The organism is Achromobacter sp. ACM03, assembly GCF_014851665.1.
In the GTDB taxonomy this organism is placed as follows: domain Bacteria; phylum Pseudomonadota; class Gammaproteobacteria; order Burkholderiales; family Burkholderiaceae_B; genus Achromobacter; species Achromobacter aegrifaciens.
Map to the genome: position 1 here is coordinate 222,675 of NZ_JACVAD010000007.1, position 23,205 is coordinate 245,879.

A 23,205-nucleotide genomic window follows, 5' to 3' on the forward strand; every position below is an offset into this window, starting at 1 on the left:
TCAGGGCACGACGGTATCGGCCATCAGCGCCAGTCCATCCGCATGGATGCCGACGCCGGATAGCGCGCCGCCCAGGTCGCCCGGCCGCGCGGCGGCGGTGCCGGACTTGCTGACGCGGATCTCCACCCGCACCTTGCTGGCGCGCGACAAGGTCGCGTCCGGCGACATGGCGCTGCTGTCGTCCAGCACGAAATCCCGCGGCAGGTCCGAGACCTGCATGCGCAGGATTGCCAGCGGCATGCGCGACCCTTCCTCGGGACGCGCAAGGATGAACACGGTGTCGGAGGGCTGGACCCGCCCGCGCAGCGCGTCGGCGATGCTGGCGCGTCCGCTGATGCGGGCGGCGGTGGCTGCGGGTGCGGGCGCTGCGCCGGCGGACGCAGGAGCCGATGCCGAGACAGGGGCGGATCCGGGGGGCGAAGCCGCGGATGCCGCGGTCGATGCGCCGGCAGTTGTACTGGCAGGCGCGGCCGCCATGGCGCGCGCCTGCGCGATGTTGGACTGGATCTGCCGCGCGGCTTCCGAGTCCGGCGGCAACTGGGCCTGCAACCGTTCCCAATGCGCCAGCGCCTCGGCGGCGTCGCCGCGGCGCAACGCCATCATGCCGGCCAGGGCCAGGGCCTTGGGCTGGTCCGGTTGTGCGGCGAGGGCTTGCGCCACTGCCGCGATGGAGGCTTCGTCGGGGTTGCCCTGGTTGGCCGACAGCAGCGCGTCGGCCAGGTCGGCCAGTACCGCGGGCTGGCCCGGGACCAGGCGCAGCACCTGCTGGTAGGCCGCCACTGCATCGACATAGCGTCCCAGGGTTTCATACGAACGCGCCAGCATGTACCAGCCGTCGGCGTCATCGGGCGCGGTCCGCAGCCGCTGGGCCAGCGTATTGATGGCCAGCGTCATGTCGGTGCCGGTATCGGCCGCGTGGGGTTCGGCGGGCTGGCCCGCGCTGGCGCTGGCTGCCGCTCGCGGGTTGCCCAATTGGCCATACAGCAGCACGGCCGCCACCGGGATCAGCACAGTCAGCAGGCAGGCGGCGGTGATGCCCGCGCGCTGCCCGGCCCACGGCGCGCTGCGCCCGCGCCGCAAGTCCAGATCCTGCAGCAGGTCGCGCTGCAGCTCTTCTTCCGCACGCATGCCCGCAGCGGCAGTGAGGCTGCCGTTGTCCATGTCGCGGCGCAACTCCTCGCGCTGCGCCAGATAGAACGCGCGCACATTGGCCTCGGATTCGGGTTGCGCGGCGGGCGCGCGCCGCAGCAAGGGCGGGACCAGGCAGAGCAGGGTCGCCAGCAGCAGGAGCACCACGATGATCCAGAGTGTGGTCATGAGCCGGTATCCAGGAAGCGCGCCGCGCGCGCGCGTTCGTCGGCGGTCAGGGGCGCGCGCGCGCCGGCGCGGCGCTTCAAGGTGCGTACCAGCACCACGAAGCCCAGCGCCAGCAGGGCGAAGGGTCCCAGCCACAGCAGCCAGGTGATGGGTTTGAAGGGCGGGTCGTAGCGCACGAAGTCGCCATAGCGGTCTTCGAAGAACTGCATGATCTGCGCGTCGCTGCGGCCATCCGCCAATTGATCGCGGATCAGCTTGCGCATGTCCTGGGCCAATGGCGCGTTCGACTCGGCCAGGGTCTGGTTCTGGCACACCAGGCAGCGCAGTCCATGGGCCAGCTTGTCGGCGCGTTGTTCCAGGACAGGCGGCAAGGGCTGCGCGGCGCCAGCGTGGACTTGCGCGCGCGCGGCGGCGGCCAAGGCCAGCGCCAGCAGCAGGGCGCGCAGGGCGGCCCGCAACAGGCTGCAAGACAGGGCAGCGGGCCGCTTCATCGCAGCGCCTCGATGGCGGGCTGGATGCGGTCGCGCCAGATCTCGGGCGTGATCAGGCCCAGCTGCTTGTAGCGGATGCGGCCGTCGCGGTCGATCACGAAGGTCTCGGGCACGCCGTACACGCCATATTCGATGCCGACGCGGCCGTCGATGTCGCTGGCGGATGCGATGTAGGGATTGCCGTTGCGCGCCAGCCAGGCTTCGGCTTCTTCCGGCTTGTCCTTGTAGTTCAAGCCGTACAGCGGAATGCCGTGGCGCCGGGCGGCTTCGCGCAGCACCGGCAGTTCGTCCTTGCATGGCCCGCACCAGGAGGCCCACACATTCAGCAGCCAGACCTGGCCGCGCAGCGATTGCACCTCCAGCTTTTTGCCGGGATCCAGCAGGACGGGCAGGCCGATGGCGGGGGCGGGCTTGTCGATCATGGCCGAGGGAACCGCCCGCGGATCGCGCGACAGGCCCATCGCCAGGAACACGGCCATGGCCAGGAAGGCGGCCAGCGGCACCAGGTAACGCAGCATCAGGCTCCCTCCCGCGTGGGTCGCGCGGCGGCGGGCATGGCCGGCTGTGGCGCGCGCGCAGGTTCCTGCGCGCGGCGGTAGCGCTTGTCGCCGGCCGCCAGCAGACCACCCAGCGCCATCAGGATGCAGCCCGTCCAGATCCAGGTCATGAAGGGCTTGACCTGCAGGCGCACCGTCCAGGCCTTGTCGCCCACCGGTTCGCCCAGCGCCACGAACAGGTCGCGGGTGAAGCCGCTGTCGATGTCGGCCTGGCTCAGCGCCATGTCCTGCACCGTGTAAAGGCGCTTTTCCGGATACAGCGTCAGCACCGGCTTGCCGTCCCGGGTCACCGGGAATACGGCGCGCTGCGCGCTGTAGTTCGGCCCGGCAGCCGGGGCAATGCTGGCGAAGGTGAACGCGTAGCCGCCCGCTTCCTGGGTGGAGCCGAGCTCCATCCGCAGCTCCTGCTTGACTTCATAGCCGTTGGCCAGGGTGACCCCGGCAATGAAGATGCCTACACCCGCGTGCGCCAGCAGCATGCCGTACCAGGAACGCGGCTGGCGGCCCAGCCGGCGCAGCCATTGGCCGTCGCCGTCCGTCAGCCGCTGCCAGGCGTGCGCCGCGGCGCTGGTGACCGACCAGGCGGCCAGCCACAGCCCCAGCATCACCATGGGCGACCCCAGCCGCGCCGGGCCCGGCATGGCCAGCGGCAGCAGCACCGCGGTCGCGACGCTGACTGCGAAGGCCACGCGCAGGCGGCGGCCCAGGTCGGGCAGCTCTGCCTGCTTCCAGCGCGCCACCGGACCGACGCCCATCAGGAAAATGGCCGGCGTCATCAGCGGCACGAACACGGCTTCGAAATAGGGCGGACCGATGGAGATCTTGCCCCACTCCAGCACGTCCAGCACGACCGGATATAGCGTGCCCAGCAGCACCGAGCCCGCCGCCACCGTCAGCACCACATTGTTGGACAGCAGCAGGGATTCGCGCGACAGCAGCGAGAATCCGCCGCCCAGGCCTACCGTGGGTGCGCGCCAGGCATACAGCGCCAGCGATCCACCCACGATCACCAGCATGAATCCCAGTATGTACAGGCCGCGTCCGGGATCCACGGCGAAGGCATGGACGGAGGTCAGCACGCCCGAGCGCACCAGGAACGTCCCCAGGATGCTGAGCGAAAACGTGCAGATCGCCAGCAGCACGGTCCAGCTGCGGAAAGCGCCGCGCCTTTCGGTCACGATGAGGGAATGGATCAGCGCGGTGCCCGCCAGCCAGGGCATGAAGGAGGCATTTTCCACGGGATCCCAGAACCACCATCCGCCCCAGCCCAACACGTAATAGGCCCAGGCGCTGCCCAGGAGTATGCCTATGGTCAGGAAGGTCCAGGCCGCCAGCGTCCAGGGGCGCACCCAGCGCGCCCACATGGCGTCCAGTTCGCCCGACAGCAGCGCCGCGATGGCGAAGGCGAAGGCCACGGAGAAGCCGACGTAACCCATGTACAGCATGGGCGGATGCACGATCATTCCCGGATCCTGCAACAGCGGATTCAGGTCGCGTCCGGCCATGGCGGGCGGCATTAGGCGCTCGAAGGGGTTGGACAGGAACAGCAGGAACAGCAGAAAGCCCACGCTGATCCAGCCCATCACCGCCAGCACACGGCCGACGAAGGGCAGGGGCAGGCGGCGGCTGCACAGCGCGACGGCCAGGGTCCAGGCCGTCAGGAGGTACAGCCACAACAGCAGCGATCCTTCATGTCCGCCCCACACCGCCGCGAAGCGGTAGGCGGCGGGCAGGTCCGCATGCGAATTCGCGGCCACGTACAGCACGGAAAAATCGTTGTCCACGAACGCCCAGGCCAGGCAGCCTATGGCCACGGTGGTCAGGCCGAACTGGCCGATGGCGGCGGGCCGCGCCACCCTCAGCCCCGCCTGCCAGCCGGTGGCTGCGCCCACCAGCGGCAGCACGCCTTGCGCCAGCGCCACCAGCAGCGCCAGGATCAGGCTGAACAGGCCGATCTCGGGAATCATTGCGCCTCCGCGCGCATGGCGTTGGGCCCGGCGCCCGCGCGCTTGAGCGCATCGGCGGCCTCGGGCGGCATGTAGTTCTCGTCGTGCTTGGCCAGCACCTCGGTGGCGCGGAACACGCCGTCCGGCCCCAGCTTGCCGGCCACCACCACGCCCTTACCCTCGCGGAACAGGTCGGGCAGCAGTCCCTGGTAGGTCACCGGCACGGTGTGCGCGGTGTCCGTCACCACGAAGCGCAGCGTCAGCCCGTCGGCCTCGCGGCGCAGCGACCCTTGCTCCACCAGGCCGCCGACGCGGAAGCTGCCGCTGGCGGGCGCTTCCTTGGCCACCACCTGCGTGGGGCTGAAGAAAAACACCAGGTTGGATTGCAGGGCATTGAGCACCAGCGCGGCGGCCGCGGCCAGAAGGCCCAGGCCGCCCAGGATGGCCAGCGCGCGGCGCTTGCGCGGGCTCATCGCGCCGTCCCGTCAGCGCGGGCGGTATTCTGCGCCGCGCGCCGGGCGCGGCTACGGCGCCATAACACCAACGCTTCCAGGCCGATCAGCGCCAGCGTCACGCCGTACGCGCCCAGCAGATAGGGGCTGTGGCCTTGCAGCGAGAACAGCGCTTGCCAGCTCATGCCGCCTCCCGCCGCGTCCGGTCCGCACGGACCGCACCCGGCTCGCGCTCGGCAATGATGCCGCGCACGCGCGCCAGCGCGGCCGCTGCGCTATAGAGCCAGAACGCCGCCACCATCAGCAGCATCGCGGTCACCATGATATGGGCCATGCTGGGCGCGGTGGTGAGATTGATCGATGCGCCCTGATGCAGCGTGCTCCACCAGCGCACCGAAAAATAGATGATGGGCACGTTGATCACGCCCGCCAGCACCAGGATGGCGCCGCCGCGGTCGGCGCGCTGCGCGTCGTCGGCAGCGGCTGCCTGCAAGGCCATGAAACCCAGGTACAGGAACAGCAGTATCAGTTCGGAGGTGAGCCGCGCGTCCCATACCCACCAGGCGCCCCAGGTCGGCTTGCCCCACAGCGCGCCGGTCCACAGGGTCAGGAAGGTGAACAGCGCGCCGGTGGGAGCCAGCGCCCGCATCATCATGAACGACAGGCGGGTATTGAAGATCAGTCCCAGCGCGGCGTACAGCGCCATGACCAGATACAGGAACATCGACATCCAGGCCGCCCCGACATGGATGAAGAGGATGCGGTAGACCTCGCCCTGCTGGCTGTCGGTGGGGGCGACGGCCAGCCCCACATACAGGCCTGCGGCCGCGAACAGCGCGGCGCCCAGCGCCAGCCACGGAATCATGCGGCCGGCCAGCGGATAGAAGGCAGCGGGCGAGGCGTAGCGCAGCCAGCCCGCGCCGGCTGCCGCGGCGGGCGGATACGCATTCAGGGCAGGATGCTTGTGCATGGCGTCCTCAGTCCAGCGCCACGCGCAGCGCCGCCGAGGCGCTCCAGGGGCATAACAGGATGGCCAGGCACAGGCATGCGCCCAGCAATGACAGTTGCGGTCCGGCGCCCATGCCGGCGTGCGAGGCCGACACCGCGCCAGCGCCGAAGATCAGCACCGGCACATACAGCGGCAGCACCAGCAGCGGCAGCAGGGCGCCGCCGCGCAGGCCCAGCGTCAGCGCCGCGCCCAACCCGCCGACCAGCGCCAGCGTCGGCGTGCCCAGCAGCAGCGACAGGACCAGGATGCCGATGGCCTGCGGCGACAGGCCGAATTGCAGGGCCAGCACCGGGCTGGCCAGGATCAGGGGCAGGCAGCTGCTGAACCAGTGCGCCGCCAGTTTGGCGCCCACCAGCAGCGGCAGCGGATGCGGCGACACCAGCAGCTGTTCCAGCGCGCCGTTGTCGTAGTCCTGGGCGAAAGGCCGGTTCAGCGTCAGCAGGATGCCGAGCAGGGCGCAGACCCACAGCACGCCCGGCCCGATGGCCAGCAGCAGCGCGGGGTCGGGACCGACCGCCAGGGGGAACAGCGTGCCGGCCACGATGAAAAACAGGGTGGCGCCCAGCGTGTCCGCGGGCCGTCTCCAGGCCAGGCGGATTTCACGCAATGCCAACTGCGACAGCGTAGCCAGCATCCGCGTAGTCATCCATGTCCAGGGTTTGAGTATGCGCGGCGGCGGTGCCAGGTTCGCGGTGCGAGGCGAGCACGGCGGCGCCGCCAGCCGCGAGGTGGGCTTCCAGCGCCAGGCGCAATTGCTCCAGGCTGGCCGTGTCCAGCCCGGCGTCGGGTTCATCCAGCAGCCACAGGGGCTTGGCGCCGAGCACGACCGCCGCCAGCGCCAGCCGCCGGCCCTGTCCCTGGGACAGGCGCAGGGCGGGCATGTCGGCGCAGGATTCCAGGCGCCATGCGCGCAAGGTGTCCGATAAACGAGTTTCTGCCTGCGGTGTGCCGGCGACGTGCAGGGCGTAACGCAGGTTCTCGGCGGCGCTCAGTTCGCCGCACAGGCCGTTGCCATGCCCCAGGTAGGCCATGCAGGCACGGTAGCCGGCGGGGTCGTGGCGTGCGTCGCCGCCGCGCCACAGCACGCTGCCGGCCAGCGGCCGCAGCAAGCCCGCGAGCATGCGCAGAAGACTGGTCTTGCCGCTGCCGTTGGCGCCGCGCACATGCAGCAGTTGGCCGCCATGCAGCTCGAAATCCATGGGCGCGGAATAGCCGCGGCGGCTGGTCAGGCCGCGCGCGCAAAGCATGGGCGGCGGCGCATCAGCGGGCCGCATGCGCCACTTCCTTGCCCGGGCCCGTGGGCTCGGGCGCCATGGAGGTCGGGCCCGGTCCCATGTTCGGCAGTTTGTGGGCGATGCCCTTGTGGCAATCGATGCAGGTCTTGCTCTTGTCCGCCAGATAGGTGGAGTGCATGTTCTGCGCGCGCGGACTCTGGCGCGTGAAGTCCATGTACTCGTAATTGTGGCAGTTGCGGCATTCCAGCGAATCGTTGGCCTTGAAGCGCGCCCATTCGTGCTGGGCCAGCTCCAGGCGCTTTTCAACGAACTTTTCGCGCGTGTCGATGGTGCCGAAGATCTTGCCCCAGACTTCCTTGGACGCCTGCATCTTGCGCGCGATCTTGTCGGTCCAGTTGTGCGGCACGTGGCAGTCCGAGCACAGCGCGCGCACGCCGGAGCGGTTGGTGAAGTGGATGGTGCCTTTCAGCTCGGCGTACACGTTGTCGCGCATTTCGTGGCAGCCGGTGCAGAACTTCTCGGTGTTGGTGAGTTCCATGGCGGTGTTGAAGGCGCCCCAGAACAGGATGCCGCCGATGAAACCGCCGACCGTCAGGAAGCCCAGGCTGAAATGCACGCTGGGCCGTCGGATGATGTTCCAGTAGCGCTTGATGAGTCCGAGCATGGCTGCCTCCGGTCGCTTACTTCTTGGCGGGCGCCGGGGCGGACAGGCGCTTGAGGATCACATCGATGTCCTGATAAGTATTGGACACCAGAGGCTTGGCCTCGGTCTGCGGCACGTGGCACTGCACACAGAAGTAGCGGCGCGGCGAGACTTCCGCCAGCACGTTGCTGTCGCGGTCCATGTAGTGGGTCACGCTCAGGGGCGGGGCCTGGGTTTCCTCGGTGTTCACGCGGGCGTGACAGGCCAGGCAGCGGTTGAAGTCCTTGTCGACCTGGTAGCCGTCGATCTTGTGCGGAATGGTGGGCGGCTGCATGGAATACGTGCGCATGCGGCGGATGTCCTTGTTTTCGACCGGACTGATGAGCGGCGGGTCGGTTTCCTGCGCGACCGGGGTGGGGCCGCGCATGGGGTCTTCGACCTCCAGCGGCGGCGCCGCCCAGGCGGCCGAACCAAGGATGACGCATGTCGCGAGAGTAAGGGCGCGTAGGTTCATGGCTGTCTCCGGTTCGCCTTTCAGACCTTGACGATCTTGACCGCGCACTTCTTGAAGTCGGTCTGGAACGAGATCGGATCGGTGGCGTCCAGCGTGACCTTGTTGATCAACTGGCCAGCGTCGAACCAGGGCACGAACACCAGGCCGCGCGGCGGCTTGTCGCGCCCGCGGGTTTCCAGGCGCGTGCGCATCTTGCCGCGCCGCGACACGACCTCCACCTCGACGCCGCGCCGCAGGCCCATTTCCTGGGCGTCATCGGGGTGCATGAAACAGACCGCGTTGGGGAAGGCCCGGTACAGTTCCGGCACCCGCCGCGTCATCGAGCCCGAATGCCAGTGTTCCAGGACGCGTCCGGTGGACAGCCAGAACGGGTATTCCTTGTCCGGCGATTCCGCGGGCGGTTCATAGGGCAGGGCGTAGATCACGGCGCGGCCGTCGGCATTGCCGTAGAACTCGAAACCGGCTCCTGGTTTGACGTAGGGGTCGCTGCCTTCGCGGTAGCGCCACAGCGTTTCCTTGCCCTTGACCACGGGCCAGCGCAGGCCGCGCACTTCATGGTAGGTATCGAACGGCGCCAGGTCGTGGCCATGGCCGCGGCCAAATTCGGCGTATTCCTCGAACAGCCCCTTTTGCGCATAGAAGCCGAAAGCCTCGGCTTCCTGGTTGGCGTAGTCCTTGTCGCGCTCGGTGTTGGGATAGCGGTTGACCTTGCCGTTGGCGAAAAGCACGTCGAACAGCGTCTTGCCGCGGTATTCGGGCTTCTTGGCCAGCAGATCCGCGGGCCAGACGTCCTCGACCTTGAAGCGCTTGGAAAACTCCATCAGTTGCCACAGGTCCGAGCGCGCCTCGCCCGGCGCGTTGACCAGCTGGTGCCAGAACTGGGTGCGGCGTTCCGCGTTGCCGTAGGCGCCTTCCTTTTCGACCCACATGGCGGCCGGCAGGATCAGGTCGGCCGAAATAGTGGTGACGGTGGGGTAGGCGTCCGACACCACGATGAAGTTGTCGGGGTTGCGGTAGCCGGGCAGGCCTTCATTCATCAGGTTGGCCGCGGCCTGCATGTTGTTGTTGACCATCACCCAATAGGCGTTGATCTTGCCGTCCTTGAGCATGCGGTTCTGCAGGACCGCATGCGCACCCACCTTGCTGGGGATCGTGCCGTCGGGCAGCTGCCAGATTTCCTCGGCGTGCGCGCGGTGCTTGGGATTGGTCACCACCAGGTCGGCCGGCAGGCGGTGCGAGAAGGTGCCCACCTCGCGGGCGGTGCCACAGGCCGAGGGCTGGCCGGTCAACGAGAACGGGCTGTTGCCCGGCGTGGAGATCTTGCCGGTCAGCAGATGGATGTTGTAGACCATGTTATTGGCCCACACGCCGCGGGTGTGCTGGTTGAAACCCATGGTCCAGAAGGATGTGACGCGCACCTTCGGGTCGGCATAGAGTTCGGCCAGCTCTTCCAGCTGCTTCTTGGGCAGGCCGCTCAGCTTGGCGGTGTAGTCCAGGTCGTACTTGGCAACGAACTTGGCGAAATCGTCGAACGTGATGGGCTTGGAGCCGCCGGCGTCGCCCGCGTTCTTGGCGGCCTTCTGCAGCGGATGATCGGGCCGCAGGCCGTAGCCGATGTCGGCATTGCCTTCGCGGAAAGTCGTGTGCTTGTCCACGAAATCCCGGTTCACGCGCTTGGTCTGGATGATGTGGTTGGCGATGTAGTTCAGGATCGCCAGGTCCGTCTGCGGCGTGAAGGTCAGCGCGATGTCGGCCAGCTCGTAGGAACGGTGCTCGAAGGTGGACAGCACGACGACTTTGGTCTTGGGCGCGGACAGTCGGCGATCGGTCACGCGGGTCCACAGGATCGGGTGCATCTCCGCCATGTTGGAGCCCCACAGTACGAAGGCATCGGCGTTCTCGATGTCGTCGTAACAGCCCATGGGCTCGTCAGCGCCGAAGGTGCGCATGAAGCCCACCGCGGCCGAGGCCATGCAGTGGCGCGCGTTCGGGTCCAGGTTGTTGCTGCGAAAGCCCGCCTTCATCAGCTTGAGCGCGGCATACCCTTCCCAGACGGTCCATTGGCCCGAGCCGAACATGCCCACGGCCTCGGGACCCTTGTCCTTCAGTACGCGCTTGAACTGCTCGGCCATGACGTCGAAGGCCTGGTCCCAGGACACCGGGGCAAACTCACCGTCCTTGGCGTACTTGCCGTCCTTCATGCGCAAGAGCGGCGTGGTCAGCCGGTCGTTGCCGTACATGATCTTGGATAGGAAATAACCTTTGACGCAGTTCAGGCCCTTGTTCACCTCGGCGTTGAAATCGCCGTGCGTGGCCACGACCTGGTTGTCCTTGACAGCGACGTTCACGCCGCAGCCGGTCCCGCAGAACCTACAGGGCGCCTTGGACCACTTGAGCTTGGCGGCCTCGGATTCGGTGACGATGTTCTGCGTGTAGCCGACGATGGGTATGCCAGCCACAGTCGCGGCCGCGGCCGCGGCAGATTGCTTGATGAAGTCTCTACGAGCCATTGCCATCGTCAATCTCCTCGTTCATCGCGTCCAGCGAGTCGGCGTGCTGGTAGACCAGCGCCGAAGCCAGCACGCCATCCAGGCGCTGGATCTCTGAGATCCGGGCCATCATGTCGTCGGTGGAGGGGGCTTCCAGGGTGACCACCAGCTTTCCGGTGTCGGAAGCGCCATGGATTTCCGCTCCGGCAATTGCAAGAATCGCCTGGCGGACGTCGGGCAAGCGGCGCGGCGCGGCGTGCACCACCATGCTGGCGATGTGCAGCTCTGGCGGCGCCGCAGGCGGCGCGGAGTGGGGGAGCGCGGACATGGGAGGGGTTCCGTCGCGTCGCATCAGCTACCGGGAGGGCCGGCAATCAGCTGATAGAACCAGACGAGGAAACCGTAGCCTGCCACGATGATGACCGACAGGACGGGGGCCATGACAGCCGTCAGGAACAGGAAACTTCGTAGTTCCTGAGGCTTGGTGTAGCCATCGGACTCGTTTTGCACACAGCACCTCACTACGACAGTTGGGGCATTGCGTTTAACGTGCGGATACCGAAGCTTTTAGCAGATGGCTTTGAAGGGCGTCAATGTTGCACCACGGCGTAACAATGTGCTGGGACCGATGGGCGGTTCAAGCAGCTGGCGGGAGCAGCGCTGGAATGTCCCGCTTCAACAGGTCCAGGACCGCCCGCACGCGCTGCGGCATCGGACGCAGGGGCGGAATCAGCGCATTGAGCGGAAGCGGCGGAACGCGATAGCCGTCCAGCAGTTCGACGAGGCGTCCTTGCGCCAGTGCCTTGGCGCACGCGGGATGCTGCAGGATGCCGATGCCGCCACCGCAGAGGATCAGATCGTACATGGGACGCCAGTGGCTGACCGTCATGGCGGTCCTGATGCGCGTCTGGACCACCGGCCCGTTTTCGCGCGAGAGCGGCACTTGGTCGTTCGCGAAAATGGCCTTCAAACGAATGAACGGATGGAAGGCCAAGTCCGCCGGCGTTTCTATGGGGCCGTGAGCCGCAAGGTAACAAGGCGCCGCGACCAGCTTGCGGGCCACCCAGCCAAGCGGGAAAGCTATATAGCCTCCGTTTTCATTGAGGCGGCCCAGCCGCAGCGAAATGTCGAGGCCCTCGGTGACCGGGTCGGCGATGGTGTCGTTCAGCATGAGATCCACGTGCAGATCGGGGTGTGCCGTGCGCACGTTCATCAGGGCCTTGGGAACCACGATCTCGCCCAGGCACTGCGGCGCGGCGAGTCTCAGGCTTCCTTGTATCTTGGCGTTACTTAACGATACGGAATTTATTGTCAATTCCGCCGCGTCCAGCAGCTGCTTGCCCTGTTCGTAGAACGTCCGGCCTTCAGCCGTGCAGCTCAGCTTGCGCGAACTGCGCACCAAGAGGCGGGCGCTTAGGAAACGCTCCAGCTTGTCGATGCGTTCACTCACGGATGGTTGGCTCATGTCGAGATCGCGCGCCGCGCCAGAGATGGTTCCGCGTTCCACCACGCGGAGAAAAATGCGTATCGCTGCCAACAAATCCACGGAACGCTCCTCATGAAACCAATGCCCCGATTCTGAGACGGATGAGCGGTCCATTTGTTTAGTGGGTGGAACGGCGGAAATGTTGGTTTCCGCTGTTACCTACCTGCGGCCAGCCGGCATAGGAAGGCTGCGCCGATACGTCCCATAGGCCCAAGTGCAATGTGCGATTGCAATTGCGCGCCGTAGTCTTGGCCTCAATGCATCACCCGATGCAGTCGCTGCGGGACTCCTCCGCCGGCAAGCGAGGCGTCCCGCGTTGGTCCTGGCGCATTTCCTTTTCCATCTCCATCAATAGATCGACCGCTTGCGTGGCGCAGTTGGCGAGAGCCCGGCCGCTTGCATAGCGGGTGGCGTTAGTCGCCGCAGCGTGTTCCGGGTGCCGTTTGAGTCACACGTAATGGCTGCGTAGACGAGAACTTCCCTAGAGTTTTTGAACTGGAGCATCCATTCATGAACAAGATACTCAGGAACGTTTGGATCGATGCGGACGAAGACGCGGCGGGAGGCCGGCAGTCCATTCGGAAGCGCCTGAAGCTGAACATGCGGCTGGATATCGCAGCGGGGCTTGCGATACTTGCCGGTCTGGCGGGTACGGGTCCACAGGTTCATGCATCAACGTACAACCCGAATGGTTGCGCCTCTCCCAAGGCGACGGGACCCGACGGCGTAGCCTATCCTGCGGGCAAGACTCCGAGCGATGGATCCGGCCTGTGGTCCAACGTTATCGGATGCGATGCCGATGGCGGCGGCTACACCGGCGTGCAGGTCCTGGGCTTTCAAGCGACGGCGACGGGCAATGCCGCGACCGCCCTGGGGTTTGCGGCTACGGCGGCAATTCGGAGCACCGCTGTAGGCATGCAGGCCGGAGCCCTTGCCCTGGGTTCGACCGCTCTTGGTCAATGGGCGCGTGCCACGGCCGTCGGCAGCGTCGCGATCGGCGGCAATAATTCCTCCAATTCGGCGGCGGCGGGTGCGCAGGCATCGGGGCTCAACGCCGTTGCGGTCGCAGGAGAATCGCGTGCCATGGGGGCGGATTCCGTTGCGATAGGCACGCGTGCGCAGGCACGGCGCGATGGCGATGTGGCCCTGGGCATTGGCAGCGTGGCTGATGGCGCAACAGGAAACTTCTCCGCGGTGGCTATCGGTCGCGGCAGCTCGGCGATCGGTGAAAACTCGGTGGCGTTGGGCAATGCCAATCGGGCCTCGGGACCAGGCGCCGTCGCGCTGGGCAATAGCTCGGCGGCTGCGGGCGCCGCGGCGTTGGCCGTAGGCAACGATGCCAACGCGCTGGCGGCGCGGAGCATGGCGTTGGGGTTCGATTCGGTCGCAACCAACTCGGACGACGTCGCGCTGGGGGCGGGCTCCGCGACTGCTGCCGCCGTCGGCACGTCTGGCGCCGCGATCGCGGGGCGGTCCTATTCGTTCGCCGGGTCGGCGCCCGCCAGCACGGTCAGCGTGGGCAGCACGGGTGCGGAGCGCTCCATCACGAACGTTGCGGCGGGGCGGCTTGGCTCCCTTAGCACGGATGCCGTCAACGGTTCGCAGCTCAATGCGACGAATCAGGCGGTGAATGCCCTGGGCGACCGGGCGGTGACGTATGACGGCAACGAAGGTGATCCCAGGAGCCTGATCACGCTGGCGGGATCGGCATCCACGGACGGTGGCATGACGGGCGGCACCAGGCTCACCAACCTGGCGCGCGGGGCCGTGTCGGCCACCAGCACCGATGCGGTGAACGGTGCGCAACTGCACGAGACGAACCAGGAGGTGCAGCGCGTGGGCGACAGGGTGACGACCATGGGCGATACGGTGACCAGCATGGGCAACACCGTCACGACCCTGGGCGACACCGTGACGAATCTCGGCGATACGGTCACGACCATCGGCGGTACGGTCACGACCTTGGGCGATACGCTCACCAACCTCGGCGGCTCGCTGGCGAATCTCACCGGGGACACGAGCGCGACATACACCGACGCCAACGGCCTGGGCATCCGCTATGCGCGGACCAACGAGCGCGGGTTGACGCCCAGCGATGCCTACGCGCAGAACCCCGGCAGTACGGCGCTGGGCTACAACGCGCGAGCCACGGCCGACAACGCGCTGGCGCTGGGCCGCGAGGCCCAGGCAAGCCACGCCGGTAGCGTGGCGTTGGGCGCGAACGCGGTCGCCAACGGCGCAACGCTGGGCGCGGCGGCGTACCGCTCAGGTACGGCGGCGGTGGCGGGCGCTGCCCCGGTGGGCGAAGTGAGCATAGGTTCGGCCGGTGCGGAGCGCCGTCTCAGCCATCTGGCTGCGGGCGCGTCCGACACGGATGCGGTGAACGTAAGCCAGCTCAAGTCCGTGGCCGAGAACGTGGGCAGCCTGGGCGACCGGGCGGTGACCTATGACGGCAACGCGGGCGATCCCAAGAGCCTGATCACGCTGGCGGGATTGGCATCCACGGACGGCGGCATGACGGGCGGCACCAGGCTGACCAACCTGGCGCGCGGGGCCGTGACGGCCACCAGCACCGATGCAGTGAACGGCGCGCAACTGCATGAGACGAACCAGGAGGTGAAGCGCGTGGGCGACAAGGTCACGACCATGGGCGATACGGTGACCAGCATGGGCACCACCGTCACGACCCTGGGCGACACCGTGACGAATCTCGGCGATACGGTCACGACCATCGGCGGTACGGTCACGACCTTGGGCGATACGCTCACCAACCTCGGCGGCTCGCTGGCGAATCTCACCGGGGACACGAGCGCGACATACACCGACGCCAACGGCCTGGGCATCCGCTATGCGCGGACCAACGAGCGCGGGCTGACACCCAGCGATGCCTACGCGCAGAACCCCGGCAGTACGGCGCTGGGCTACAACGCGCGAGCCACGGCCGACAACGCGCTGGCGCTGGGCCGCGAGGCCCAGGCAAGCCATGCCGGCAGCGTGGCGCTGGGCGCGAATGCGGTCGCTAATGGCGCGACGCTGGGCGCGGCGGCGTACCGCTCAGGTACGGCGGCGGTGGCGGGCGCTGCGCCAGTCGGCGAAGTGAGCATAGGCTCGGCGGGCGCGGAACGCCGCCTCAGCCACTTGGCCGCGGGCGCGTCCGACACGGATGCGGTGAACGTAAGCCAGCTCAAGTCCGTGGCCGAGAACGTGGGCAGCCTGGGCGACCGGGCGGTGACCTATGACGGCAACACGGGCGATCCCAAGAGCCTGATCACGCTGGCGGGATCGGCATCGACGGACGGCGGCATGACGGGCGGCACCAGGCTGACCAACCTGGCGCGCGGGGCCGTGTCGGCCACCAGCACCGATGCGGTGAACGGTGCGCAACTGCACGAGACGAACCAGGACGTGCAGCGCGTGGGCGACAGGCTGACGGGCATGGGCGATACCTTGACGGGCATGGGCGATACCCTGACGACCATGGGCGACACGTACACACACCTGACGGGGAACCCTAGCCTGATCAGCAAGGCCGACAATGGGCTGGGCTTGCGTTATGCGCGGACGAACGAGTTGGGGCTGGCGGAAGATGATGCCTACGCGCAGGGCGTGGGCAGCACGGCGCTGGGCTACAACGCGCGGACGTCGGCCGGCGACGCGCTGGCGTTGGGACGCGATGCCCAGGCGAGCCAGGAAGGGAGCGTGGCGCTGGGTTCAGGCTCCGTGTCCGCCCGGGCGCTGACGCCGACCTCGGGCAGCCTTGCGGTCGGCAGCGGTGGCGCCCTGGTGCCGTTCAACACGGCGGATCTCACCTTGCTGGGAGCGGTATCCGTGGGTCGCGATGGCGCGTACCGCCAGATTACCAACGTGGCGGACGGGACTGAGGAGCATGATGCGGTGACTTTGCGCCAACTGACCGGCGCGATCGGCTCCTTGACGACCACTGGGACCCAGTACTTCCATGTCAACTCGACGACTTCCGATTCGCTGGCGGTAGGGCTTGAGTCGATCGCGGTCGGCCCGCAGGCCGTGGTCAATGGGGACCGCGGCCTGGGGATCGGGGATCGGGCGGTAGTGGATCAGGGTGCGCCCGGCGGCATCGCCCTGGGACAGCAGGCGCGTACCACGTCGGCGGATAGCATTGCGGCGGGAACGCAGGCCCTGGCTGATGCCGTCCAGGGGGTGGCCCTGGGCGCGGGCAGCCAGGTTGTCGCGGGCGGTGGCGTAGCGCTGGGTGCGAGATCGGTCGCCAAGACGGTGGCCGGGGCAGCAGGGTATGTGCCCCTGGGAGCCAATGGCGCGTCCGTGAACGCCACGCGCAGCACCTTGGCCGCGGTGTCTGTGGGTGACGCCGATGCCGGCATGTATCGGCAGATCAACGGGGTGGCTGCGGGTACTGTGGATTCCGACGCCGTGAACGTCAGCCAGTTGAAGGCGCTGGCCTCGAATGTGAGCGGGCTCGACGCGGGAGGGGTGAAATACGACCTCAATGCGGACGGCACCAGCAACTACGGCATGGTGACCTTTAATCCCGGCGGGGCGGCCACCGTGCTGAGGAATGTGGCGCGGGGCGCGCTGTCGGCGGACAGCACGGATGCGGTCAATGGTTCGCAGTTGTTCGAGACCAACCAGTACGTGAAGGCTATAGGCGATACGGTCGACAACTTCGCCAAGGGCGGCGCTGGAATCAAGTACTTCCATGCCAACGGCGGGGCGTCGGCGGCGCTGCCGGATTCACAGGCCAATGGTCCAGGCAGTATCGCGGTCGGACCGGGCGCGGCCGCCAATGGGGTGAACTCGGTGGCCTTGGGCAACGGCGCGGTCGCAGGGAAGGATGGCGACGTGGCGTTGGGCGGGGGCGCCGTGGCGGACCGGGGAGCGCAGAGCTATGCCGGCAAGTATTCGGAGGCGCAAAACAAGTCGGCCGGCACGGTGTCGGTGGGCTCGTCGGGCGCGGAACGCACGCTCAGCAATCTGGCCGACGGCCGCGAGGCCACGGACGCCGTGAATCTGCGGCAACTGGACGGCGCGCTCAAGCAGGCCAACGACTATACCGATAAACGCTTGCAGGACGTGGCAGGCAATGTGCTCCAGGTCGGCGACCAACTCACCGCGCTGGACGAACGCATGACCGGCATCGAAGGCGATGTGACGAACATCGGCAATGGCGCCGCGGGCATGTTCCAGACCAGCCAGGAAGTAAAGGCGGCCAAGCCGCCCAAGGCCAGCGGCGGCAACTCGGCGGCGGGCGGCGCGGGCGCCGTGGCCTCGGGTAAGAACAGCACCGCGATCGGCAATGGCGCGCAGGCGTCCGGCGCGGGAGCCACGGCGTTGGGCAACGGCAGCAAGGCGTCGGGCAGTAATGCCGTGGCGCTGGGCGCGGGGTCTGTCGCCGACCGCGACGACACGGTTTCGGTCGGCGCGGCCGGAGCCGAACGCCAGATCACGAACGTGGCCCGCGGCGCTGCAGGAACCGACGCGGTGAACGTGAGCCAGTTGCGAGAAGTAGAAAGCGGCCTGAGCAAGCAGGTGGCGGGCTTGCGCAAGAACGTGCAAGGGCTGGACAACCGGTTGAGCGCCGGCGTGGCTTCCGCCATGGCGATGTCGGCGCTGCCGCAGGCCTATCTGCCCGGCAGGAGCATGTTCAGCATGGGCGGCGGTACGTGGCGCGGAGAAAGCGGCTTTGCCATGGGGCTGTCCACGGTGTCCGACAGCGGAAGATGGGTGGTGAAGGGCCTGGCCAGCAGCAGTTCGCGCGGCGACTACGGCGCTAGCGTGGGAGTGGGATATCAATGGTGAATACATGTGGCACGAACGCAGGCTCGCGGCCCGCAGCCGCGGCCTCAATGATTCATGAGAGGTATACAGCCATGACACGTCGCATCATTCTTCCGGCTTTGATTGCATCGAGCGCATTGCTGGCGGCTTGCCAGCCCATGGTGGCTCAGAAGGGCGCGAATGCCGCGCCCCGCGCCGCCCAGCCTGCGCCGCAAGACACCGCGGCGCGGGCGCGGATGGCCATCCCGGCGGTCGAGTTCCGCCTGGCGCAGGACCAGCCGGGCGCCGATCTGCGCGAGCTGCGCATGTCCGACAAGACCTACTACTTCCTGCTGGCGCCCGCGCTTACCCGGGCAGACCTGAATACCGCCACGCCCATGAAGACCCGGGAGGGGCAGCCTTTTGTCAGCTTGCGATTCACGCCGCCAGGCGCGCGCAAGCTGGCGCAGATCGGCCGCCAGTACCCCGGGAAGTGGCTGGTGTTCACGATAGACGGCAGGCTGGTGGGCGTGCCGCGCATCGCAGGCCCCATGGAGGGGGGCATCCTGAACCTGACGATGAACTCGGAGGAGCAGGCAATCAGCGTTGCGCAAGCGATAGAAGGGGCGGCGCAGTAGCGCCGCCCAGGCGGAGTCAGCCGATCGCCCCGTAGATGCGGCGCGCGTCGGCGGCCGTGGCCAGCGGGCGGCCCAATGCCTGCGCGCCTTGCGCGGCCTGCAATACCAGCGCCGAGTTGCCCGGCGCGGTGCTGCCATCTCGCAGCTTCAGGTTGTTCTCGAAACCCACGCGCATGTGGCCGCCGAACGCTGCGGCCGTGGTGACGCAGGCGTTTTCCTCGGGGCCGAAGGCGCATACCGCCCACGGCAGGGACTGGTCGTACGCGGCCAGGAAGGGCAGCAGGTCATAGGCCGAAGAGGTCTGGCCCGCGCTGTAGCGGCCCAGCACGAACAGCACCGACCACGCTCCTGGCGGCACCAGGCCGCGCGCGCGCAGGGACAGCCAGCGGCGCACGTCGCCTTCGTCGTACAGGATGATCTGGGTCATGATGCGGCGCTCGGCGATCCAGGCGAGGAAAGCCGCCAGCTCGCTTTCCGGGATCTCCGGCACGGCGATCTCGCGCAGCCCGATGGACACGGCCTCGGGTTGCAGCTCGCGCACCAGGGCGATCTGTTCCGCCGCCTTGTAGACGCCGGCGGCTTCGCTGGTCACCTGCACCAGCAGTTCGTCGCCCACGGCGCCGCGCACCGCGGCCAGGGCGTCACGGTAGGCCTGGGCGTCCAGCAGGTGGCTGCCGTCAGGCTTGCGCACGTGCATGTGCATCATGGCGGCGCCGGCGTCCAGGCAGGCGCGCGCTTCGTGCGCCAGAGCCTCGGCGGTAAGCGGCACGGCCGGATGGTCGGCGGCCTTTTTGTAGGCGCCATTGGGCGCCACGGTAATGATGACGGGCGAGTCGGCCAGCGCGGCGCGGGGCAGGGGGGTGTTGCTCACGGCTTGATCTCCGGCAGTTCGGGTGCAATCAGGTCCAGGCCGGCGCGTAACAGGCGGTCGTAGCGCGCGCGCTCGGCAGCAATGGTTTCGGGCGTCCAGGTGTAGAAACCTTCGCCCGTCTTCATGCCGTGGCGTCCGTCCTGGGCGCGTTCGGTCAGGCAGCGCGCCGGCTCGCTGGCGTTGCAGAAGGTGGGGTACATGGTGGCGCCGGCGGCGGCATGCACATCGATGCCGGCATGGTCGCGCTGCATCACCGGGCCGGCCGCCAGGAAGCGGAAGCCGAAGCCGAAACGCACTGCCGCGTCCACGTCTTCCGGCGAGGCGATGCCGCGGTCGATCAGGTCGAAGGCTTCGCGCGACAGCGCGTGCTGCAGGCGGTTGGCCAGAAAGCCAGGCAGGTCCTGGCGCACCTTCACCGGCACGCTGCCGCAGCGCCGCATGAATTCGATCAGCGTGTCGGCGCAGGCGTTGTCGCTGGCTTCGCCCAGCACCACTTCCACCAGCGGCACCAGATGCGCGGGCATGAAGAAGTGCAGGCCCAGCATGCGGCCGCGGGTAGCCAGGCCCTGGCTGATGGCGCTGATCGGGAAGCTGGAGCTGTTGCTGGCCAGGATGGCATCGGGCCGGGCGCGTTGCGCCAGGTCCGCAAACAGCGCCTGCTTGATGTTCAGGCGTTCGGGTATGCACTCGATGACCAGGTCCACGCCGGACCAGTCCACCTCGTCCAGGCTGGCGGCGGTGGACAGCAGGGCGGCGTTCGCTTCCCGGCCTATGGTCTTGAGGTTTTCCGCGACACGGGCGGGTACGCCCGCCGCGCGCTCGGCATTCGATTCGATCACCGTGGTCCGGCAGGCCGCGCGGGTCAATACCACGGCCACGTCGGCGCCCATGGTGCCGCCGCCCACCACCACCGCATGCGCCGCGCCCGGATTGGGCAGCGCGATCGCGTCCGTCTGCATGGTTTGCTCCTTTATCTGAAACTACGCTGCGGGCGAGTGTAGAGAACCTGTTTTGATTGATGAATCAGATTTTTTGGATAGAATGATCTTATATTTAGATCAATAGAGGGACCGCGCCAGGCATGCAGATCAATCTTTCGATGCGCGATATCGATACCACGCTGGTGCTGGGCCGCACGCTCAACTTCCGCCAGGCCGCCGCGCAGTTGCACCTGTCGCAATCGGCTCTGTCCACGCAGATCCAGCGCATCGAAGAGGCGCTGGGCGTGCGCCTGTTCGACCGCACCACGCGCACCGTCCGCCTCACCGCCGCCGGCGAGGTCTTCATGCAGCAGGCTGCCGCGCTGCAAGTGGCCTTCCGCGACGCCATTGCCGCGGTCAGCGGCATCGTCAACGCGGAACAGGGGCAGGTGTCGGTGGCGGCCTTGCCCTCGATTGCGGCCCGCCTGCTGCCGCGCGTGCTCATGACCTATCGCCAGGCCCATCCGCTGGTCGCCCTGAAAGTACGCGATACCTTGTCCGGGCCGGCTTTCGACCTGGTGCGCGCGGGCGAAGTCGACTTCGCCCTGACCGCGGCGGACCCGCAGCATGCGGATCTGCACTACGTGCCGCTGATGTCCGACAGTTTCCTGCTGTTGATCCCCGAAGCCCATCCACTGGCGCGCGCCCGCGGTCCGCTGCGTTGGGCCGATACGGCGGATGCGGCGCACGTGTCCATGGTGCAGCCCAGCAGCGTGCGGCAGTACACGGAATGGGCTTTCCTGCAGAACCGGATACGCTTTACGCCGGCCTTCGAGGCCGAGCATCTGACCACCATCGTCGCCATGGTCGAATGCGGATTCGGCGTTGCCGCGCTGCCCGAAATCGCCGCCGCGGCGGTAGCGCAAAATGGCATCGTCCAGCGTCCGCTGATCGGACCGGTGGCCGAGCGTTCGATCGGGCTGGTCACGGCCCGCAACCGCAGCCTGTCGCCCGCCGCGGCGGCGTTGGTGCAGACCTTGAAGGAGTATCTGGCGCAGCAGGCGCGCCAGGCCGGGCCGGTGGTATTATCCTCAGTACACTAACTAAACTGGAGCTGCCTCAACGTGCCGGATGTACAGAAAAAGACGACGTCCCAGAAGCGCGTCGCAACTCATAAGACAGACACCAAGATCTTCGATCCGGCCAAGCAGGTGCTTTGGTCGCGTCCGGGATATCTGGTGCGGCGCCTGAACCAGATCCACTACGCCATGTTCTACGAGGAGTGCAAGACGCAGAACGTGACGCCGGTGCAGTATGGCGTGCTGACCGCGCTGTCGCTCAGTCCCTGGCTGGACCAGACCGCCATCGGCATGGAGCTGGGGCTGGATCGCACCACCACCGCAGACGTGGTCAAGCGCCTGCAGGAGCGCGGCCTGGTGGAACGGCGCATCAATCCCAACGACAAGCGCTCGCGCCAGGCCGTCATCACCCAGGAAGGCCTGCGCATCATGGGCATCCTGCAGGAAGGCATGGCGCGCGCCCAGCAGCGCCTGCTGGAGCCGCTGTCCACGCGCAATCAGGAAATCTTCATGAAGCTGCTTTCCACCCTGGTGGAAGCCAATAACCAGTACAGCCGCACCACGCTCAAACCCATGTAGGGCCGAGGCCGGCTGCCTGGCTCAGCCTTGCAGCGCGCTGGTCTGCGGCGCGCTGCGGGCGGCTTCGCCGTCGCCCAGCGTGTTGCGCACCCAGATCAGTTCGGCCGCGATCGCCACGGCGATCTCGGCCGGCGTCTTGCTGGCGATGCGCAGGCCCACCGGGCCGTGCAGGCGGGCGATCTGGCTGTCGTCCAGGTCGAACAGCCGCAGCCGCTCGCGGCGCTTCTGCTGGTTGGCGCGCGAACCCAGCGCGCCCACATAGAAGGCCCGCGATTTCAATGCTTCCAGCAAAGCCATGTCGTCGAGCTTGGGATCGTGGGTGACCGCCACGATGGCGGTCCGCTCGTCGGTGCCGATTTCCAGCACGGCGTCGTCGGGCATGCTGGTGAGCAAGGTAGCCTGGGACTGGTTCCAGTCGCCGTAGAACTCCTCGCGGGGGTCGCAGACCGTGACGTGGAAATCCAGCGTGGCGGCGATGCTGGCCAGCACCTGGGCGGTCTGGTTGGCGCCGATGATGAGCAGCCGCCAGCGCGGGCCGTACACGCTGCGGAAGATGCGGCCGTCGAAGTCCGGGCCGTCGGCCGGACTGGCGGGAGACACCGAGCTGCTGCCGTCCTGCAGGTCCACCGTGCGTTGGATCAGGCCATGGCCGCGTATGGCTTGCAGCACCAGGTCCAGCCATTGCGTGTCGCGCAGCGGTTCGCTGATCAGGCGCAACGTGCCGCCGCAAGGCAGGCCGAAGCGCGCGGCCTCGTCGCGGGTGACGCCGTAGGTCAGGCGCGCCGGGGCATCCTCGAGCGTGCCTTCGCGGGCGCGCAGCATCAGGTCGTCTTCGATGCAGCCGCCGGAAACCGACCCGACCATGCGGCCGTCCTCGCGCAGCGCCAGCATGGCCCCGGCCTGGCGCGGGGCCGATCCCCAGGTCTGCACCACGGTCACCAGGTGCACGCGGCTGCCCGCGGCTACCCAGTCCCGCGCATGTTGCAATACGTCCAGATCCAGAGCGTTCATCGGCTTCTCACAGTGAAAGGCCGCGGCGCTGCCACGGCTTATATTCACTATACTGATCATCATGGCGACTGTCTCTAGTGTCTATCCCTACCCGATCCCCGCGCGCGTCGGCATCCTGTTGGCTGCGGGGCGGGGCTCGCGCTACGCCGCGCAGCGGCCCGGCGCCGACAAGCTGCTGGCGCCGCTGCCGCAGGGCGCGCGCGTGGCGGCGGCC

General features: G+C 67.6%; 22 protein-coding genes. 4 read left to right on the forward strand and 18 right to left on the reverse strand.

The window, feature by feature from the left end; genetic code table 11:
- The 15 genes from ccmI to IB257_RS26475 all read right to left on the reverse strand — a co-directional run bounded on the left by ccmI (position 1) and on the right by IB257_RS26475 (position 12,199).
- On the reverse strand, positions 1 to 1,317 hold the full coding sequence (gene ccmI / locus IB257_RS26405; RefSeq protein WP_192493059.1) for a c-type cytochrome biogenesis protein CcmI: 1,317 nt from the start codon (positions 1,315 to 1,317) through the stop codon (positions 1 to 3).
- The gene (locus tag IB257_RS26410; RefSeq protein WP_082401352.1) at positions 1,314 to 1,808 is read right to left on the reverse strand and encodes a cytochrome c-type biogenesis protein; all 495 of its coding nucleotides are present in this window, start codon (positions 1,806 to 1,808) and stop codon (positions 1,314 to 1,316) included. The genes ccmI and IB257_RS26410 overlap by 4 nt, the downstream gene beginning before the upstream one ends.
- Positions 1,805 to 2,326 carry a DsbE family thiol:disulfide interchange protein gene (locus IB257_RS26415; RefSeq protein WP_054459197.1) on the reverse strand — a complete coding sequence of 174 codons (522 nt, stop codon included), beginning with the start codon at positions 2,324 to 2,326 and terminating at the stop codon, positions 1,805 to 1,807. The genes IB257_RS26410 and IB257_RS26415 overlap by 4 nt, the downstream gene beginning before the upstream one ends.
- Complete coding sequence (locus IB257_RS26420) at positions 2,326 to 4,332, reverse strand: heme lyase CcmF/NrfE family subunit (RefSeq protein WP_192493060.1); 2,007 nt, start codon at positions 4,330 to 4,332, stop codon at positions 2,326 to 2,328. Before IB257_RS26420 ends, IB257_RS26415 begins: the two co-directional genes overlap by 1 nt.
- The gene (ccmE, locus tag IB257_RS26425) at positions 4,329 to 4,784 is read right to left on the reverse strand and encodes a cytochrome c maturation protein CcmE (protein ID WP_054459201.1); all 456 of its coding nucleotides are present in this window, start codon (positions 4,782 to 4,784) and stop codon (positions 4,329 to 4,331) included. Before ccmE ends, IB257_RS26420 begins: the two co-directional genes overlap by 4 nt.
- On the reverse strand, positions 4,781 to 4,948 hold the full coding sequence (ccmD, locus tag IB257_RS26430) for a heme exporter protein CcmD (protein ID WP_054459202.1): 168 nt from the start codon (positions 4,946 to 4,948) through the stop codon (positions 4,781 to 4,783). The genes ccmE and ccmD overlap by 4 nt, the downstream gene beginning before the upstream one ends.
- Positions 4,945 to 5,733 (reverse strand): heme ABC transporter permease CcmC, encoded by a 789-nt coding sequence (gene ccmC / locus IB257_RS26435; RefSeq protein ID WP_118933960.1) that lies wholly within the window; start codon positions 5,731 to 5,733, stop codon positions 4,945 to 4,947. The genes ccmD and ccmC overlap by 4 nt, the downstream gene beginning before the upstream one ends.
- Before the next feature lie 7 nt (positions 5,734 to 5,740).
- Positions 5,741 to 6,406 carry a heme exporter protein CcmB gene (gene ccmB / locus IB257_RS26440; RefSeq protein ID WP_013393089.1) on the reverse strand — a complete coding sequence of 222 codons (666 nt, stop codon included), beginning with the start codon at positions 6,404 to 6,406 and terminating at the stop codon, positions 5,741 to 5,743.
- The gene (gene ccmA, locus IB257_RS26445; protein ID WP_192353246.1) at positions 6,372 to 7,046 is read right to left on the reverse strand and encodes a heme ABC exporter ATP-binding protein CcmA; all 675 of its coding nucleotides are present in this window, start codon (positions 7,044 to 7,046) and stop codon (positions 6,372 to 6,374) included. Before ccmA ends, ccmB begins: the two co-directional genes overlap by 35 nt.
- Positions 7,033 to 7,671: a cytochrome c3 family protein gene (locus IB257_RS26450; protein WP_054459208.1), complete on the reverse strand. Its 639-nt coding sequence runs from the start codon at positions 7,669 to 7,671 to the stop codon at positions 7,033 to 7,035. Before IB257_RS26450 ends, ccmA begins: the two co-directional genes overlap by 14 nt.
- Positions 7,672 to 7,687: 16 nt before the next feature.
- On the reverse strand, positions 7,688 to 8,164 hold the full coding sequence (locus IB257_RS26455) for a nitrate reductase cytochrome c-type subunit (protein WP_054459211.1): 477 nt from the start codon (positions 8,162 to 8,164) through the stop codon (positions 7,688 to 7,690).
- Positions 8,165 to 8,184: 20 nt separating this feature from the next.
- On the reverse strand, positions 8,185 to 10,680 hold the full coding sequence (napA, locus tag IB257_RS26460; protein ID WP_054459212.1) for a periplasmic nitrate reductase subunit alpha: 2,496 nt from the start codon (positions 10,678 to 10,680) through the stop codon (positions 8,185 to 8,187).
- Entirely contained in the window at positions 10,664 to 10,981 is a 318-nt protein-coding gene (locus IB257_RS26465) for a chaperone NapD (protein ID WP_054459214.1), read from the reverse strand. The genes napA and IB257_RS26465 overlap by 17 nt, the downstream gene beginning before the upstream one ends.
- A gap of 23 nt (positions 10,982 to 11,004) precedes the next feature.
- Positions 11,005 to 11,163 carry a periplasmic nitrate reductase, NapE protein gene (gene napE / locus IB257_RS26470; protein ID WP_013393095.1) on the reverse strand — a complete coding sequence of 53 codons (159 nt, stop codon included), beginning with the start codon at positions 11,161 to 11,163 and terminating at the stop codon, positions 11,005 to 11,007.
- A gap of 127 nt (positions 11,164 to 11,290) precedes the next feature.
- The gene (locus tag IB257_RS26475; protein WP_119451820.1) at positions 11,291 to 12,199 is read right to left on the reverse strand and encodes a LysR family transcriptional regulator; all 909 of its coding nucleotides are present in this window, start codon (positions 12,197 to 12,199) and stop codon (positions 11,291 to 11,293) included.
- Positions 12,200 to 12,649: 450 nt separating this feature from the next.
- Between IB257_RS26475 and IB257_RS26480 the strand changes: the two genes are divergently transcribed.
- Together IB257_RS26480 and IB257_RS26485 are read left to right on the forward strand one after the other, a co-directional pair.
- Complete coding sequence (locus IB257_RS26480; RefSeq protein WP_192493061.1) at positions 12,650 to 17,935, forward strand: YadA-like family protein; 5,286 nt, start codon at positions 12,650 to 12,652, stop codon at positions 17,933 to 17,935.
- Positions 17,936 to 18,006: 71 nt separating this feature from the next.
- Complete coding sequence (locus tag IB257_RS26485; RefSeq protein WP_192493062.1) at positions 18,007 to 18,531, forward strand: preprotein translocase subunit SecD; 525 nt, start codon at positions 18,007 to 18,009, stop codon at positions 18,529 to 18,531.
- A gap of 16 nt (positions 18,532 to 18,547) precedes the next feature.
- Here the strand turns inward: IB257_RS26485 and IB257_RS26490 are convergent, their stop codons facing one another.
- Both IB257_RS26490 and IB257_RS26495 read right to left on the reverse strand, forming a co-directional pair.
- Positions 18,548 to 19,402 (reverse strand): 3-keto-5-aminohexanoate cleavage protein, encoded by an 855-nt coding sequence (locus tag IB257_RS26490; RefSeq protein WP_175182201.1) that lies wholly within the window; start codon positions 19,400 to 19,402, stop codon positions 18,548 to 18,550.
- Positions 19,399 to 20,361 (reverse strand): 3-hydroxyacyl-CoA dehydrogenase family protein, encoded by a 963-nt coding sequence (locus IB257_RS26495; RefSeq protein WP_054459020.1) that lies wholly within the window; start codon positions 20,359 to 20,361, stop codon positions 19,399 to 19,401. The genes IB257_RS26490 and IB257_RS26495 overlap by 4 nt, the downstream gene beginning before the upstream one ends.
- Before the next feature lie 122 nt (positions 20,362 to 20,483).
- On the opposite strand from IB257_RS26495, the gene IB257_RS26500 reads away from it, so the two are divergent.
- Both IB257_RS26500 and IB257_RS26505 read left to right on the forward strand, forming a co-directional pair.
- The gene (locus IB257_RS26500; RefSeq protein ID WP_175163839.1) at positions 20,484 to 21,425 is read left to right on the forward strand and encodes a LysR family transcriptional regulator; all 942 of its coding nucleotides are present in this window, start codon (positions 20,484 to 20,486) and stop codon (positions 21,423 to 21,425) included.
- Between the two features lie 87 nt (positions 21,426 to 21,512).
- A complete protein-coding gene (locus IB257_RS26505; protein ID WP_370127811.1) occupies positions 21,513 to 21,980 on the forward strand; it encodes a MarR family winged helix-turn-helix transcriptional regulator in 468 nt (155 codons plus the stop codon).
- Positions 21,981 to 22,001: 21 nt separating this feature from the next.
- On the opposite strand, the gene IB257_RS26510 is transcribed toward IB257_RS26505, so the two are convergent.
- On the reverse strand, positions 22,002 to 22,991 hold the full coding sequence (locus IB257_RS26510; RefSeq protein WP_192327191.1) for an XdhC family protein: 990 nt from the start codon (positions 22,989 to 22,991) through the stop codon (positions 22,002 to 22,004).
- Between the last annotated feature and the right edge of the window lie 214 nt (positions 22,992 to 23,205).